Below are 15,358 nucleotides of genomic sequence, written 5' to 3'. Positions count from 1 at the left end.
CCTTGGGGACCTGTCGCTCCGGTTGCCCCTGTAGCTCCCGTTGGACCTTGAATTCCTTGCGGGCCTTGAATTCCTTGGGGGCCTTGAATTCCTTGGGGACCTGTCGCTCCGGTTGCCCCTGTAGCTCCCGTTGGACCTTGAATTCCTTGCGGGCCTTGAATTCCTTGTGGGCCTTGAATTCCTTGGAGACCTGTCGCTCCGGTTGCTCCTGTAGCTCCCGTTGGACCTTGAATTCCTTGCGGGCCTTGAATTCCTTGTGGGCCTTGTGGGCCGGTCGGACCTATGTCACCTTGCGGACCTTGGATTCCCTGTGGACCTTGTGCTCCTGTGGCCCCCGTCGCTCCTTGGATTCCTTGAGGGCCTTGTGGACCTTGAATTCCTTGTGAGCCAGTTGGACCTATGTCGCCTTGTGGGCCTTGAATTCCTTGGGGACCTTGTGCTCCTGTAGCCCCCGTTACTCCTTGGATTCCTTGGGGACCTTGAATACCCTGTGGACCGGTTGGACCTATCTCTCCTTGAACACCTTGGATTCCTTGCGGTCCCTGTAAACCCGTCACTCCGGTTGCTCCCGTTGCTCCTGTCGCTCCTGTCACTCCAGTTGAGCCTGTCGCCCCGGTATCTCCTGTTACTCCTGTCGCTCCGGTTGCTCCTGTCGGGCCAGGTGGTCCACCAGATGGACCTGTTACTCCCGCCGGACCTGATGGCCCCGTTGGGCCGGTCGGTCCGGCTGGTCCTCCAGATGGGCCTGTTATCCCTGTTGGACCGGTTACTCCTGTTGGGCCTGTAGTGCCTTCCCCTGTCGCTCCGGTTGCTCCCGTATCTCCTGTTGCCCCCGTCGGACCTTGTATTCCTTGAATTCCTTGTGGACCTTGCACTCCTTGTGCGCCCGTCGCTCCTTGAATTCCTTGCACTCCTTGCACTCCTTGGGGCCCCATTGGACCGGTTGGACCTATCTCTCCTTGTACTCCTTGCACTCCTTGTGGGCCCTCTGGACCGGTTGCTCCTATTTCCCCTTGTATCCCTTGAATTCCAGTTGCTCCTTGTGCTCCAGTTGCTCCCGTTATCCCTTGCACTCCTTGGATTCCCTGAATTCCTTGTGGACCTTGTGAGCCTGTTGCTCCTTGCACTCCTTGAATGCCTTGTATCCCCTGAGGACCCTCTGGACCCGTTGCTCCAACTGGCCCTTGAACACCTTGTATTCCTTGCGGACCCTGAAGTCCCTCTGGGCCTTCTGGACCGGTTGGACCTAGCTCTCCTTGTATCCCTTGAATTCCAGTTGGACCTTGTGGCCCAGTCGGACCTACGTCACCTTGCGGACCTTGGATTCCCTGTGGACCTTGTGCTCCTGTTCCCCCTGTCGCTCCTTGGATTCCTTGAGAACCTTGTGGGCCTTGAATTCCTTGTGGGCCGGTTGGACCTATGTCGCCTTGTGGGCCTTGAACCCCTTGCGGACCTTGATCTCCTGTGGCCCCCGTTACTCCTTGAATTCCTTGCGGACCTTGAACACCTTGGGGACCCGTCGGACCTATCTCTCCTTGCACTCCTTGGATTCCTTGCGGACCTTGTAAACCCGTCACTCCGGTTGCTCCCGTTTCTCCCGTCGCTCCTGTCACTCCAGTTGAGCCTGTTGCCCCAGTATCTCCTGTTACTCCTGTCGCCCCGGTTGCTCCTGTTGGGCCAGGTGGTCCACCAGATGGACCTGTTACTCCCGCCGGACCTGATGGCCCCGTTGGGCCGGTCGGTCCGGCTGGTCCTCCAGATGGGCCTGTTATCCCTGTTGGACCGGTTACTCCTGTTGGGCCTGTAGTGCCTTCCCCTGTCGCTCCGGTTGCTCCCGTATCTCCTGTTGCCCCCGTCGGACCTTGTATTCCTTGTATTCCTTGTGGACCTTGCACTCCTTGTGCGCCCGTCGCTCCTTGAATTCCTTGTACTCCTTGCACTCCTTGCGGCCCCATCGGACCGGTTGGACCAATCCCCCCTTGAGCACCTTGCACTCCTTGCGGCCCCTCTGGACCTGTTGCTCCTATTTCCCCTTGTATCCCTTGAATTCCAGTTGCTCCTTGTACTCCAGTTGCTCCCGTTATCCCCTGCACACCTTGTATTCCCTGAATTCCTTGTGGACCTTGTGGGCCTGTTGCTCCTACAGGTCCTTGAATGCCTTGTATCCCCTGAGGACCCTCTGGACCCGTCGCTCCAACTGGCCCTGGCACACCTTGTATTCCTTGCGGGCCCTGAAGTCCCTCTGGGCCTTCTGGACCTGTTGGTCCTATATCACCCATCGGACCTTGTAGCCCTTGAACTCCCTGTGGGCCTGTTGCTCCTGATGGCCCTGGTACTCCTTGTATTCCTTGTGGACCTTGATGTCCTGTTGCCCCTGTTGCCCCTTGTGGCCCTATAGCCCCCTGTATACCTTGTGGGCCTTGATCCCCTGTTGCTCCCGTTGCTCCTTGAATACCCTGAACTCCTTGTATTCCCTGTTCACCGGTTACTCCCGTCGGACCAGGAATCCCTTGAATACCCTGCGGACCTTCTGGACCGGTTGGCCCAATTGGCCCTTGAATCCCTTGTATTCCTTGCAAGCCCTGTGCTCCCGTGCTTCCAGTCGGACCTGTACTTCCCGTCGCTCCTGTTACCCCCGTACTTCCTGTAGCCCCAGTATTTCCCGTTGCTCCTGTTGCTCCTGTACTTCCACTCGGTCCACCGCCCGGACCTGTCGCACCAGTTGGCCCCGTCGGACCAGGAGGTCCTCCTGACGGGCCAGTGATCCCTGTCGGACCTGTTACTCCTGTCGGACCTGTTATCCCCTGACCAGTCGCTCCGGTTGCCCCTGTATTTCCACTCGGTCCTTGTAGCCCTTGCATTCCTTGTGCCCCTTGTATTCCTTGTGGACCAGTTGCCCCAGGTAATCCTTGCACTCCTTGGATTCCTTGTGGTCCCTCTGGCCCGGTAGCTCCAATGGGCCCTTGTAATCCCTGTATACCTTGTATACCTTGTGCTCCTGTCGCTCCGGTTGGACCAGCTGGACCTTGCAATCCTTGCACTCCTTGAGGTCCTGTCGCTCCAGTTTCTCCCTGTGGTCCCCTTAATCCTTGTGGCCCCTGCTGTCCTTCTGGTCCCGTTGCACCTATTGACCCAACAGGTCCTTGAATTCCTTGTACTCCTTGAGGTCCTGTCGGGCCCAGCTCTCCCATTGGACCTTGTAATCCCCTTGGCCCTTGAGGTCCTGTCGGGCCTTGTGGACCAGTTGGACCAGTAATCCCAATACCAGTAAATCCCGTTGGAACAGGAGGAAAGGTAGGTCCAATAAGATTTGGTGAGATTCTGAAATTAGAGTTTAATGAATTTTGCTTATCGCGCTCTTTCATACTTTCACCACCTACACACCATCTTTTTTACATTACAAACCTCTTCTTAATATGTATTTACAAAAATAATCTCAAAGACTATTTTTATTTTAAATAATAAAAACTCCCTTAATTTCTTAAGGGAGTCCAGCAACTGAATCCATATTATCTGTATTAGGGACAGCTTGCGCTATACCCGATGCATTTACACTTTGCCCCATATTTGTTCCTGTTACAGTACCAGCAGGGGTGCCTCTTGTATATGTTGTCGTCACCGAATCACCCGGCTGTAAACAAAGCTTCGTTTCCGTCCCTATTACTGTAACAACGTCAATCCAAGTGCATCCCATTGAACCACTATAGGATTTCGAAGCAGTAAATGACGTATCACTCAAATTATCACCCGTAAATATATTCCCAGTGTTATTCACAATAACAAACTCTTTTATATGTGCTGGCATACTAACACTCTACCTTTCCTTTATTAACCCAATGTACGTGTACTCGTTGATAATGGTGGAAGAAATACTGATGTTCGAATCACCTCTGGTGGCTGCCTTTTTCCATTTAAAAAAATAGCCGCACTTGATCCTCCAGCACCCGCATAAGCTTTCGATACAGCAAAAGGCGCGATATTATAACAGTCGCCAACATTAACGGCTCCTGTATTGTTAATAATTTTTACTTTACGCATATTAATCCCCATTTACCTATCCCCCTTTTGTACACTGTATGCAAAAGAAAAAAACTTGAAACAGACTCGTTTCAAGTTTTTTAAACTACTTATTTCGTTTCTCCTTCATATTGAAGCATGCCGCCTACCATGTTCACTGTTTTAAATCCTTGCTCATTTAAATAATGACATACATTTTCACTGCGCATTCCCGAACGACAAATAAAGATATATTCATTCTCTTTATCAAAGAAATCTACTTTATTTGGGATATCGCCCATTTTAATATGTACAGCTTCTGGAATTTTTCCTGCCGCTACTTCTTCATCTTCCCTTACGTCTACTAAAAATAACGTTTCTCCTTTTTCTAAACGCTCTTGCACTTCTTCTGTAGTAATTGTTTTAACTTCTGTCATATGTTGTTCCTCCTTATATAAAATAAAACCTTTATTTTCTTTTTTAACGAACATTCTCTATCAATTTTAGCACGCAAAAGAAAGAACGCAAAGAATCGAAAAACTATTTCTCAATTTTCTCGCAAAACTTATTCTTTACAAACATAACCCTTGCATTGTATCCTCAATATACTTGTTTTATGAAAGGAGCCAATGAAAATGACACTTTTCCTTTTCATTATGGGCATCATTTTCTTAATCGCTGCAATTATTGCACTTAGTATGAAAAATAATAGAAAGATAAAATCACCACAAGAAATGTCATTCTTATTTCTATTGCTTAGTATCGCATTCTTCGGTATAGCAATTGCCACATATATTTTTCGCCTACAAATCATGTAAAAAAAGGTGCCTACTACATACATTGCACCTTTTTCACATCATTTATTTTCTACACAAAACTAGACACTTTCCGATTTAAAAATTCATAAACTTTCTTTTCAAATAAATGAATATCAAATGCTCCCGCCATATGTCCATTTGTACTTTCTATCTCATACACTTCCGCATACTTCCCTTGTTTTTGCAACATGTCTACCATTTTATAATTATAACGTGACGGCTGAAGCAAATCTTGTTTACACGGAATCATAAGTACATTTGCTTCTATATTAGACAGTGCCTCTTCTAAAGACGAAAATCCATGCGCAATATCATGTAATAAAACTGCTTTCGCGGTATACATCCATGAATTTGCATCAACTAAAGCTATACTTCTATTTGTCACTTTATTAATTTCTTTCTCAAATGATGTTAATGCAGAAAATGTTTCATAAGGCTCTTTCTCTATACTATTACGAGGAAATGTCGTTTCGTAAAAATGCTCGTCAAACGCGTTCATAAACATCATTCTATTTGCTAAATGAAGCCCCTTCATTGGCTGCTCTTCTCCATATTTTCCGCCCTTCCAACTTGGATCCAGCTCGATAGCCTCAATTGCATTTTGCGCTACATTTACCGACGTAATAATTGGATTTTGCGGGTTCGTAATAACACCAATCATCCGCTCTACCATATGAGGATAATGAACAGCCCATTGCTGCGCAATCATCCCGCCAGCTGACGGTCCCATTACAGCATGTAGCCTTGCGATTCCCATATCTTTTATTAACTCATATTGCATACGAGCTACATCAAGAAATGTAAAAACTGGAAAGTCCATCGCATATTCATCTCCAGTTTTCGGATTAATCGATTTCGGTCCCGTTGTAATTACATACGGGCTCTTCACCTGCACATTACAAAGATTATCAGTACATATAACAAAGTATTTATTTGTATCAATTGCTTTTCCTGGTCCAATTAAACCGTCCCACCAGCCAGACTCCTCATCATGCGCTGTATATTTTCCTGCTGCGTGACTAGTTGCACTAAAATAATGACAAACCAAAATCGCATTTGACCTTTCTCTATTTAAAGTACCATAAGTCTCATACCCCATTTGAACAGGAATTGTCCTACCATTTTCAAATGTAAACTCCTTTAAAATAAATTTCTCCTTTTTTACAATTTGCACAGACTCGCCCTCTTCTCGTCATAGTATGTACTGCTTACTAAAGGATTTTTTCTATGCAAACCAATCTCCTCCTTCTTTTCATAAATAAATGAATAATATACAAAATTAGCCACAAAATAGCACTATATTACACAATTAAAGAGGGCATACATATGATTTGGAATTGGCTACGTAAGAAAAAAAAATCAAATACAACAGAGAAAAACGAAACAGATAACTCGGAGCAACACGCTAACAATCAAGAGGGTGATAACAAAAAACTGAATAGAAGTATGAAGCATAATAAAGATAACAATGGCGAGCAAAAAAAAGAGGGACATAAGGAGTCTTCTCAAGGTCCGCAACAACATACTAAGCAAAATGAATCCAATCAGAATCAACAACAACGCTCTAAGCAAGATCATTCGGATCAAGAGAAACAGCAACACTCTGAACAAGATGACCGTGATCAAAATAAACAACAACACGCTAAGCAAAACTCTAAACAAGACAACTCTGATCAAGGTAAACAGCAAAACTCTAAACAAGACAACTCTGACCAAGGTAAACAGCAAAACTCTAAAGGTAATAGTATTTATGATTTTACGAAACCAGAAAAAGACCGTATTCATTCTCTACAAGATTTAATAGAGAAACTCAAAAAGTCTAGTGATTTCGTTAATTATCACACATCTGACGATGAAACGATGCCTTATTGGATTTCTTACTATCGTCCTTCTCTTGATGGTGAGAAATTGCAAAAGTATTTAATGCCTACTCTTTTAGAACGACCTAATGCTTCACTAGAAGAGCTGAAAGAGCATATTCCGATGAGTGGCATTACAATTACGAACGATTTACAAAAAATTGAGGACATGGTGTTAAAGGGGCATGCGATCGTTCAAGTAAATCAACAAGATCAAAAATGTATGCTCGCAAATATTGCAATTGATAATTATCGTGCACCAACTCCTCCTTTAAACGAATCGACTGTTATTGGTCCGCAAGAAGGTTTTGTAGAGGATATTGATACAAATATTAATTTAGTTCGAAAACGTCTTCCTGTTTTGGATTTACAAACAAAAGAGATGATTGTTGGTGAGTTTTCCAAAACAAAAGTTGTCATGATGTATTTAGACAACCTTGCTGAAAAAGATAATGTAGATTTTCTAGAAGAGTCTTTACGCGCTCTTGAATATGATCAAATTAATGATAGTGCTTATTTACAAGAATTAATGGGTGAAAAATCGATCTTTCCTCTCTATATCAATACAGAGCGTACTGATAGAGTTACAAAAGCACTAATCGATGGTAAAATCGCTATTTTTGTGGACGGTTCTCCAAGTGTTTTACTAACACCTGTATCCTATTTTGATTTTTTCATTTCACCAGAAGACTACAACGTCTCCTGGATGTACGCTACATTTTCAAGGATTTTAAGATTAATTGCCGTTCTATTTTCAATTTGCGCTACACCGTTATACGTTGCAGTTTTAAATTATCATTATGAACTTATTCCAAGTGATTTACTTGAAACTTTAATTTTATCAAGAGCACAAGTACCATTCCCACCTTTAATTGAAGCACTATTTTTAGAACTTGCAATCGATTTACTGAGAGAAGCTGGCGCGAGGTTACCGATGAAAGTTGGTCAAACGCTCGGTATTGTAGGCGGTATCGTAATCGGGCAAGCATCTGTACAAGCTGGTTTAACGAGTAACATTTTATTAATTATCGTTGCTTTATCAGCACTCGCTTCCTTTATTACACCTATTTATAAAATGGGTAATGCGGTTCGATTACTACGTTTCCCGTTTCTCATATTTGCAGAAATAGGTGGTCTCTTCGGGATTTCTCTTGGATTTATCTTTTTATTTACCCATCTATTTAGACTTACTTCTTTACGCAAGCCGTACGCTTTGTTCTATCCAACAAGACAACAATCTGTTAAAGATTCTTGGATTCGTTTCCCTTTAACAATGATTGATACACGTGATGTACAAGCAAGACCACAACATGTAAAAAAAGCAGCAAAAGGCATTTCAACAAAACATAGATCAGACTTTGATGATTAAGAAATGAGGTGCATTCGATGAGTAAAGTTCAAGAAAAATATCAAATATCTCCTATCTTCGTTTTCTTCTTAATTCACGGTGCACAGTTCGGTGCTGGTGTTCTCGGTTTCGCTCGAATCACCGCAAAGGCCGCTGGTTACGACGGATGGATGGGCGTTGTAATCACAGGGCTCTGTATCCATCTTCTTATATGGATGATGTATTTTTTATTAAAAGAAACAAATGGAAATTTAATTGATTTACAAAGGCAAACGTTTGGAAAGTGGATAGGGAATGTCTTTAATATCATCTTTGCAGCTTATTTTTTAAGCGTCAGTATTTCGGTTATTCGAACCTATGTTGAAATTATTCAAGTATGGATGTTTCCTACCGCTTCCACCTTTATGTTAACACTCTTTTTATGCTTAGTTAGCTATTACATTATCTCTTCTGGATTTCGTGTAATTACCGGTATTTGCGTCATCTCTGTTGGTGGTACATTAGGATATTTATTTCTAAGCTTATTCGTTTTGAAATATTCACATTGGGATAATTTACTCCCTATATTCACCCATTCTTTTTCAGACATTTTAAAATCCGCTCAACTGTCAATCTACAGTATGACCGGTTTTGAGATTTACCTCATGGTGTATCCATTTGTAAAAAAGCCTATGCAATCTCATAAATACGCTCAGCTCGGAGCACTATTTTCAAATCTTCTATATCTATTTAGCACCCTTTTAGCTTTTGCATTTTTTAGTGAAAAACAATTGTTAAAAACGATATGGCCTCAACTTTCTATGACTCAAGTCATTCAATTACCATTTATAGAAAGACTCGAATATATTGCAATTTCAGGCTATGCACTCGTTATTATTTCAAGTTTTATCCTCCCTTTATGGGCGTCAGTAAGAGCAACTCACGAAATATTCCGCGTAAAGCAAAGAGGTGTTTTAATCGCTTTTATCTTTATCACGCTCATTGTTTCGCAACTTTTAACAAACAGACACGATATTAATAACTTTATTAGTAATGCATCGAAGGTTAGTTTTTGGCTCATTTATGTATACATCCCAATTCTATTTATTATTGTGTGGGTGAAAAGAAAATGGAAAAAATCAAAAGCACAAGCAAATTAATACTGATTTCTTGTATAACATTCTTCAGTCTAACTGGGTGTTTACAAAAAAATATTATCGATGATGTACAGCTTATTCAAGGAACTGTATTTGACGTTGCAAAAGATAAAAAACTAAAAGTGACATTCGTTTGTCCCATTCAGAAAAAAGGAAATAAAGTTCAAGTTTTTGAAGGCACCGCAAATGCCGTAAAACAAGTAAAAGCTGAAACATCTTTAGAGTCTTCTCAACCATTTGCTAGTGGGCAAATGCGTGTCGCTTTATATACGATAAGACTTGCCAAAACAGGAATGTCTACTTCATTCGATACATTACTTCGAGATGTAAATATAGGGAACGCTTTATATGTTGGTTTATTAGAGGGGAATGGTACTGAACTTTTAAAAGGCAAATATTCGACTTCATACAACGTTGCAATTTATATAAAAAAGTTGTTAGAACATAATATGGAGACCGGTCCTTTACCAACAGATAATCTGCATGTAGGAGCATTCCGTTATTATCAAGAAGGGCAAGACTACTATATTCCCATTCTAAAGAAGCATGGTGATAAAATAAAAATCAACGGAATTGGTCTTTTTAAAAAGGATAAATATATCGGGAAAATCGCAGAAAAAGATATGTTCATCTTTAAAGGACTATTAGAGAAACATAAATTAGATTCACATGAATTCAAAACGGATTCCGCGTACGTAATGATTAATAATATTCGTTCTGTTCCAACTTACGATATAAAAATTAAAAACGGGAAGCCTTCTTTCTTCATTCACGTTCATCTTGATGCACGTATTCAAGAACTATCGAAGCAAATTAACTTAGAAAATAACAAGAACACAAAAAAAATTGAAAAAAACATCCAAAAACAATTAGATAAACAAGCTGCTAAATTAATTAAGCAGTTTAAATCTTTAGGCGTTGATCCTCTCGGGCTAGGAGCTAAATATAAGCAACATTATCGCCCATTCAAATTAGAAAAATGGAGACAGCTGTACAAAGATGTCCCTGTCACTGTAAAATACACCGTGAATATTACAAATTCTGGTGTAATTGAATGAGAAATGATTGAACTCCTCTCTCCAGCATGATACAACGGAAAGAGGAGTTTTTATTTTAGATAGAGAGAGAAGATATTTATGGGGGAGCTTATGTCTAAAAAATTAGTAAAGCCTATTTTAAATGGTATTTTATTTCTCGGCGTCTTTTTATTTGCTCATACATATTTAAAAAATGTTTCCTTCACACGTTATTTACTTGTCGTTATACCAATGTTACTCGTTGGTATATTTGGCATCGATCTTATTTTATCCATTTTAATTAAGAAAGAAGAATAACAGGCGAGCATCTTATTTTCTATAAGATGTTCTTTTCATTTCATAATCACCTTATGTTACAATGAGATTCGGCACTAAGCGAGAAAGGATGAAACAACATGACAAACGAAAAAGGTCTAGATAAAGGGTACGAACTTGTTGCGAAAATGCATGAAATATTCGGACATCCTGTGACAAATACTCCAACAAAATTAACAGAAGAACGCGCAAAAATCCGTGCGAGTTTTATGCAAGAAGAGCTAGAAGAATTTCTAGAAGCAACGACTGTTGAAGATCAATACGATGCACTGATTGACCTTATTTACTTTGCATTCGGCACGTTTGCCGAAATGGGCGTACGTCCTGATAAAGGATTCGAAATTGTAAATAATGCAAACATGGCAAAACTATTCCCTGATGGGAAACCAAGATTCCGCGAAGGCGACGGCAAAATTCTAAAACCTGAAGGCTGGCAAGCACCAGAGCCACAACTTCGTGCTGAAATCGAACGTCAACGTCAAGAAGCTGAAAAAAACTGCTAGGATTTCCTAGCAGTTTTTTATTATGTCTTTTTTTCTGCAATTCATTAATGACCCACGTGTCCCGCGTGCCCTGCTGCTCCACCAATGCTAGCTGCTCCTGCCGCTGCCCCTGCTCCTCCTGCCCCAATTCCACCTGTCCAAGGAGAAGATTGTTGTTGTTGATACTGTTGATATTGTTGATGTTGTTGGTGTTGTTGACCTTGATGACCATGTTGGCCATGATGACCGTGCTGACCTTGATGGTGATGCTGGCCATGGTGACCGTGCTGACCTTGATGGTGATGCTGGCCATGGTGACCGTGCTGACCTTGATGGTGATGATGACCATGGTGACCGTGTTGGTGGCCTTGATGTGTTTGATAAAGAACAGCTTGCGGATGAATGTGGTGTTGACCGTGGTGATGTACTTGTTGTTGGTGATGATGTACATGGTGGCCGTGTTGGCCTTGGTGATGACCATGATGACCGTGCTGACCTTGGTGATGGTGATGATCATGATGGCCGTGCTGACCTTGGTGATGGTGATGACCATGATGACCGTGCTGACCTTGGTGGTGATGATGACCATGATGACCGTGCTGACCTTGGTGATGGTGATGTACATGATGACCATGAACAGCTTGCGGATAACCACCTACTCCGCCTGCCACAACACCTACTCCCGGTACCGGAAATCCTGTTTGTACGCCTCCAACGAAAGATGGGAATGTAGTTGGTACCCCTACTGGAATTCCTGTCTGTACGCCAGCTACTGATGTTGGAAAGCCTCCTGTTACTGTAGGCATTCCAGCCCCTGATGTCGAAAAGCCCCCCATTAATGTAGGCATTCCAGTTTGCATACCAGCTACCGATGTCGGAAAACCTCCTGCTCCTCCGCCCATCCAGCTCGGAATACCACCGTATCCTTGTTGGCCAGCTCCTCCCATTAACATCATTTGTTCATAACTATCCGAACCACCTCCGAAAAAACCATGTGGTGCATTATTGTCCATCCCTTTCATTCCTTTCACCTCTTCTACTCAATTTAGCCTACCTTTTTTATCATATTTCCTATAGAAAAATAGGTGTTTGTCTGTATGGGAATTCCGCTCCTTTTTCTTCATTCATGGTAAAATTAATTAACTGAATATTTTTTCTAGGGGGTATTTCCATTGAAGAACGTAACAAAAGCTTCTATCGATGATTTAGATTCAATCGTACATATAGATATTGATGTAATCGGAAATGATAGTAGACGAAATTATATTAAGCACTCTATTGATGAGGGACGATGCGTCATCGTAAAAGAAGATAATTCTATTTCCGGTTTTCTAACATACGATACAAATTTCTTTGATTGTACTTTCCTCTCATTAATCATCGTTTCGCCAACAAAAAGAAGGCGAGGCTATGCAAGCTCGTTACTCTCATATATGTTAAGTCATTCTCCTACTCAAAAAATATTTTCTTCAACGAACGAATCAAATGAAAGTATGCAAAAAGTTTTTAATGCGAACGGTTTTATACGTAGTGGAATAGTTGAAAACTTAGATGAAGGGGATCCTGAAATTATTTTCTACACAAAAAAGCTCAGAGCATAAGCACTCTGAGCTTTTCTTTCATACATTAGTTTGCAACAACGTTAACAAGTTTTCCAGGAACTACAATTACTTTACGAACTGTTTTCCCTTCAATTTGGTCCTTAATTGCTTCAAGTGCAAGTTGTTCCATTTCTTCTTTTGATGCGTCTTTACTCATTGTTAGTTTTGCGCGAACTTTACCCATAACTTGAACAACGATTTCAACTTCATCTTCTACAAGTTTAGACTCATCAAATGTTGGCCAGCTTGCATATGTGATTGTTTCATTGTATCCAAGTTTGCTCCATAGCTCTTCCCCGATGTGAGGTGCAACTGGTGCAATCATTTTTACGAAACCTTCTACATATTCTTTCGGAAGTGTTTCAGCTTTATATGCATCGTTGATGAATACCATCATTTGAGAAATCGCTGTGTTGAAGCGAAGCTCTGCATAGTCTTCTGTTACTTTCTTCACTGTTTGGTGGTAAGCTTTTTCAAGCTCTTTATTTGGTGCATCAGTAATTTTCTCACTTAATTCACCGTTATCTTGAACGAATAGACGCCATACGCGGTCTAGGAAACGACGAGCTCCGTCAAGACCATTTTCAGACCAAGCGATTGAAGCATCTAATGGTCCCATGAACATTTCGTATAGACGAAGTGTATCTGCACCGTGGCTTGCTACGATATCATCAGGGTTTACAACGTTACCTTTTGATTTACTCATTTTCTCGTTGTTTTCACCTAGAATCATACCTTGGTTGAATAATTGTTGGAACGGCTCTTTCGTTGGAACTACACCGATATCGTATAATACTTTATGCCAGAAACGAGCATATAGTAAGTGAAGTACAGCGTGCTCTGCTCCGCCGATATAAATATCAACTGGAAGCCATTGTTTTACTTTTTCAGGATCTACAAGTGCTTCGCTATTGTTTGGATCGATGTAGCGTAGGTAGTACCAGCAGCTACCAGCCCATTGTGGCATTGTGTTCGTTTCACGACGACCTTTTTTACCAGTTTCAGGATCAACAACATTTACCCACTCGTCAATGTTAGCAAGTGGTGATTCACCTGTACCTGAAGGACGGATGTTGTCTGTTTTCGGAAGAACTAATGGTAATTCTTCTTCTTTTACAGCTGTCATTGTACCATCTTCCCAGTGAATAACTGGAATTGGCTCACCCCAGTAACGTTGACGGCTGAATAACCAGTCACGTAGACGGTATGTTACTTTTTGATTTCCTGCGCTCGTTACTTCAAGCCATTCAATCATTTTTGCGATTGCTTCTTCTTTATTTAAACCATCAAGGAATGCTGAATTTACGTGTGCACCATCACCTGTGTATGCTTCTTTCGTAATGTCTCCGCCTTTTACAACTTCCTTCATTGGAAGATTGAACGTTGATGCGAATTCATAGTCACGCTCATCATGAGCTGGAACTGCCATTACAGCACCTGTTCCGTAAGTTGCAAGAACGTAATCAGCGATCCAGATTGGTAATTTCTCACCATTTACTGGGTTAACTGCGTAAGCACCAGTGAATACGCCAGTTTTCTCTTTCGCAAGTTCTGTACGCTCTAAATCACTCTTCATTTTTACTGAATTAATGTAAGCTTCTACAGCTTCTTTTTGTTCAGCAGTTGTAATATCAGCAACAAGTGCATGTTCCGGAGCAAGTACACAGTAGCTTGCACCGAATAGTGTATCAGGACGCGTTGTGAAAACTGTGAACTTCTCGTCTGTACCATCGATATTGAAGTGTACTTCGGCACCTTCAGAACGACCGATCCAGTTACGTTGCATATCTTTTAAGCTTTCTGGCCAATCAAGCTCATCTAGATCTTCTAATAGACGATCTCCGTAAGCTGTAATTTTTAACATCCACTGTCTCATCGGACGACGCTCAACTGGATGTCCACCGCGCTCACTCTTACCGTCAATGATTTCTTCGTTTGCAAGTACTGTACCAAGTGCTGGGCACCAGTTTACAGGTACTTCATCAACGTAAGCTAAGCCTTTTTCAAATAGTTTTAGGAAGATCCATTGTGTCCACTTGTAGTAGTTTGGATCTGTTGTATTTACTTCACGGTCCCAATCGTAAGAGAAACCTAATGATTTAATTTGGTTACGGAATGTATTAATATTATGCTCTGTAAATTCAGCTGGGCTGTTTCCAGTATCAAGTGCATATTGCTCTGCTGGAAGACCGAATGCATCCCATCCCATTGGATGAAGAACGTTATATCCTTGCATACGCTTCATACGAGATAAAATATCTGTTGCTGTATAACCTTCTGGATGTCCTACGTGTAAGCCTGCACCTGATGGATATGGGAACATATCTAGTGCATAAAATTTTGGTTTTTCTGTCTCATCTGGCGTACGGAATGTTTTATTCTCTTCCCAGTACCCTTGCCACTTCTTCTCAATTTCTTGATGATTAAAGCTCATGAGATACCCTCCTTGAAATTCTATTTATTTTCACCGCCCAAAATACAAAAAACCTCTCATCCCTAGAAAGGGACGAGAGGTTATAGATTCCCGCGGTACCACCCTAAATTAATGTACAAATATACATTCGCTTAGATCCGTAACGTGGATTAACGGCAATTGCTACTATTAATTTCACAACTGCAACTCAAAGGCGAGTTCATAACGAAACGTGGATTGACTTGCACCGACCGTCAACTCTCTAAACCAGCTTCTATTACTACTACTCCTTCTCACTGTTATTACAAATATGAGTTAAGTGAACTACCCTTCGCTTAAAATCTCTTAAGAGC

14 protein-coding genes and 1 other annotated feature are annotated in these 15,358 nt (G+C 41.9%); of the genes, 7 read left to right on the top strand and 7 right to left on the bottom strand.

Features of this window, described 5'->3' with window-relative positions:
* The 4 genes from PDK19_RS17590 to PDK19_RS17575 form a co-directional block, all read right to left on the bottom strand.
* Window positions 1-3,365, bottom strand: a 3,365-nt coding sequence (locus tag PDK19_RS17590) for a BclA-related collagen-like exosporium protein (RefSeq protein WP_270707728.1), incomplete at its 3' end; no start/stop codon positions are given.
* Between the two features lie 116 nt (window positions 3,366-3,481).
* The gene (locus PDK19_RS17585; RefSeq protein WP_001110853.1) at window positions 3,482-3,805 is read right to left on the bottom strand and encodes a hypothetical protein; all 324 of its coding nucleotides are present in this window, start codon (window positions 3,803-3,805) and stop codon (window positions 3,482-3,484) included.
* A 23-nt stretch (window positions 3,806-3,828) separates the two neighbouring features.
* On the bottom strand, window positions 3,829-4,050 hold the full coding sequence (locus PDK19_RS17580) for a spore germination protein (RefSeq protein WP_000512597.1): 222 nt from the start codon (window positions 4,048-4,050) through the stop codon (window positions 3,829-3,831).
* Window positions 4,051-4,127: 77 nt separating this feature from the next.
* Window positions 4,128-4,433, bottom strand: coding sequence for a rhodanese-like domain-containing protein (locus tag PDK19_RS17575; protein ID WP_000141203.1), 306 nt, complete (start codon window positions 4,431-4,433; stop codon window positions 4,128-4,130).
* A 198-nt stretch (window positions 4,434-4,631) separates the two neighbouring features.
* Here PDK19_RS17575 and PDK19_RS17570 point away from each other — a divergent pair, with 198 nt between their 5' ends.
* Window positions 4,632-4,814 carry a hypothetical protein gene (locus tag PDK19_RS17570; RefSeq protein WP_000171883.1) on the top strand — a complete coding sequence of 61 codons (183 nt, stop codon included), beginning with the start codon at window positions 4,632-4,634 and terminating at the stop codon, window positions 4,812-4,814.
* A 49-nt stretch (window positions 4,815-4,863) separates the two neighbouring features.
* Here the strand turns inward: PDK19_RS17570 and PDK19_RS17565 are convergent, their stop codons facing one another.
* Complete coding sequence (locus PDK19_RS17565) at window positions 4,864-5,988, bottom strand: alpha/beta fold hydrolase (RefSeq protein ID WP_074614994.1); 1,125 nt, start codon at window positions 5,986-5,988, stop codon at window positions 4,864-4,866.
* A 152-nt stretch (window positions 5,989-6,140) separates the two neighbouring features.
* On the opposite strand from PDK19_RS17565, the gene PDK19_RS17560 reads away from it, so the two are divergent.
* The 5 genes from PDK19_RS17560 to PDK19_RS17540 all read left to right on the top strand — a co-directional run bounded on the left by PDK19_RS17560 (window position 6,141) and on the right by PDK19_RS17540 (window position 11,012).
* Window positions 6,141-8,042, top strand: a complete 1,902-nt coding sequence (locus PDK19_RS17560) for a spore germination protein (protein ID WP_074614995.1) — start codon at window positions 6,141-6,143, stop codon at window positions 8,040-8,042.
* A gap of 17 nt (window positions 8,043-8,059) precedes the next feature.
* Window positions 8,060-9,160, top strand: a complete 1,101-nt coding sequence (locus PDK19_RS17555; protein WP_074614996.1) for a spore germination protein — start codon at window positions 8,060-8,062, stop codon at window positions 9,158-9,160.
* A complete protein-coding gene (locus PDK19_RS17550) occupies window positions 9,130-10,215 on the top strand; it encodes a Ger(x)C family spore germination protein (protein WP_000411394.1) in 1,086 nt (361 codons plus the stop codon). Before PDK19_RS17555 ends, PDK19_RS17550 begins: the two co-directional genes overlap by 31 nt.
* A 90-nt stretch (window positions 10,216-10,305) precedes the next feature.
* A complete protein-coding gene (locus PDK19_RS17545; RefSeq protein WP_000038779.1) occupies window positions 10,306-10,491 on the top strand; it encodes a hypothetical protein in 186 nt (61 codons plus the stop codon).
* A 98-nt stretch (window positions 10,492-10,589) separates the two neighbouring features.
* Window positions 10,590-11,012: a hypothetical protein gene (locus tag PDK19_RS17540; protein WP_014893467.1), complete on the top strand. Its 423-nt coding sequence runs from the start codon at window positions 10,590-10,592 to the stop codon at window positions 11,010-11,012.
* A 44-nt stretch (window positions 11,013-11,056) separates the two neighbouring features.
* Here PDK19_RS17540 and PDK19_RS17535 read toward each other — a convergent pair whose 3' ends face one another.
* Window positions 11,057-12,013, bottom strand: coding sequence for a hypothetical protein (locus PDK19_RS17535; protein WP_270707723.1), 957 nt, complete (start codon window positions 12,011-12,013; stop codon window positions 11,057-11,059).
* 150 nt (window positions 12,014-12,163) lie between these two features.
* On the opposite strand from PDK19_RS17535, the gene PDK19_RS17530 reads away from it, so the two are divergent.
* Complete coding sequence (locus PDK19_RS17530; RefSeq protein ID WP_000800320.1) at window positions 12,164-12,592, top strand: GNAT family N-acetyltransferase; 429 nt, start codon at window positions 12,164-12,166, stop codon at window positions 12,590-12,592.
* A gap of 25 nt (window positions 12,593-12,617) precedes the next feature.
* Here the strand turns inward: PDK19_RS17530 and leuS are convergent, their stop codons facing one another.
* The gene (gene leuS / locus PDK19_RS17525; RefSeq protein WP_000009454.1) at window positions 12,618-15,026 is read right to left on the bottom strand and encodes a leucine--tRNA ligase; all 2,409 of its coding nucleotides are present in this window, start codon (window positions 15,024-15,026) and stop codon (window positions 12,618-12,620) included.
* A gap of 65 nt (window positions 15,027-15,091) precedes the next feature.
* Window positions 15,092-15,311, bottom strand: a binding site (T-box leader).
* Window positions 15,312-15,358: the final 47 nt, after the last annotated feature.

Origin of the sequence: Bacillus cereus group sp. BcHK124, assembly GCF_027712065.1 — a bacterium.
Classification (GTDB): Bacteria; Bacillota; Bacilli; order Bacillales; family Bacillaceae_G; genus Bacillus_A; species Bacillus_A pacificus.
This window is presented reverse-complemented; position numbering and strand designations above follow the sequence as displayed.

What these genes read in the sequence shown, in the direction of transcription:
- PDK19_RS17585 (WP_001110853.1), bottom strand. Translation starts at nt 3,805, where the DNA reads ATGCCAGCACATATAAAAGAGTTTGTTATTGTGAATAACACTGGGAAT.
- PDK19_RS17550 (WP_000411394.1), top strand. Translation starts at nt 9,130, where the DNA reads ATGGAAAAAATCAAAAGCACAAGCAAATTAATACTGATTTCTTGTATA.
- PDK19_RS17535 (WP_270707723.1), bottom strand. Translation starts at nt 12,013, where the DNA reads ATGAAAGGGATGGACAATAATGCACCACATGGTTTTTTCGGAGGTGGT.
- PDK19_RS17575 (WP_000141203.1), bottom strand. Translation starts at nt 4,433, where the DNA reads ATGACAGAAGTTAAAACAATTACTACAGAAGAAGTGCAAGAGCGTTTA.
- PDK19_RS17545 (WP_000038779.1), top strand. Translation starts at nt 10,306, where the DNA reads ATGTCTAAAAAATTAGTAAAGCCTATTTTAAATGGTATTTTATTTCTC.
- PDK19_RS17540 (WP_014893467.1), top strand. Translation starts at nt 10,590, where the DNA reads ATGACAAACGAAAAAGGTCTAGATAAAGGGTACGAACTTGTTGCGAAA.
- PDK19_RS17570 (WP_000171883.1), top strand. Translation starts at nt 4,632, where the DNA reads ATGACACTTTTCCTTTTCATTATGGGCATCATTTTCTTAATCGCTGCA.
- PDK19_RS17580 (WP_000512597.1), bottom strand. Translation starts at nt 4,050, where the DNA reads ATGGGGATTAATATGCGTAAAGTAAAAATTATTAACAATACAGGAGCC.
- leuS (WP_000009454.1), bottom strand. Translation starts at nt 15,026, where the DNA reads ATGAGCTTTAATCATCAAGAAATTGAGAAGAAGTGGCAAGGGTACTGG.
- PDK19_RS17560 (WP_074614995.1), top strand. Translation starts at nt 6,141, where the DNA reads ATGATTTGGAATTGGCTACGTAAGAAAAAAAAATCAAATACAACAGAG.
- PDK19_RS17555 (WP_074614996.1), top strand. Translation starts at nt 8,060, where the DNA reads ATGAGTAAAGTTCAAGAAAAATATCAAATATCTCCTATCTTCGTTTTC.